At 62.5% G+C, this 232-nt stretch carries 1 pseudogene; it reads left to right on the forward strand.

Features of this window, described 5'->3' with window-relative positions:
• Positions 1-232: pseudogene (gene murD / locus SB756_RS35930) on the forward strand (UDP-N-acetylmuramoyl-L-alanine--D-glutamate ligase); the annotation flags it as partial.

Below are 232 nucleotides of genomic sequence, written 5' to 3' on the forward strand. Positions count from 1 at the left end.
GTCAACCGTCAGGATGCCTTGAGCCGTCCGCTGATGGGCGAGGGCCTGCCGTGCTGGACCTTCGGTCTGGGCAAACCCGACTTCAAGGCCTTCGGTATCCGTGAAGAAAACGGCGAGAAGTACCTGGCCTTCGAATTCCAGAACCTGATGCCGGTGCGCGAGCTGAAAATCCGCGGTGCGCATAACCAGTCCAACGCCCTGGCGGCACTGGCGCTCGGTCATGCCGTTGGCC

It is taken from the genome of Pseudomonas sp. SIMBA_068 (assembly GCF_046534705.1).
In the GTDB taxonomy this organism is placed as follows: domain Bacteria; phylum Pseudomonadota; class Gammaproteobacteria; order Pseudomonadales; family Pseudomonadaceae; genus Aquipseudomonas; species Aquipseudomonas putida.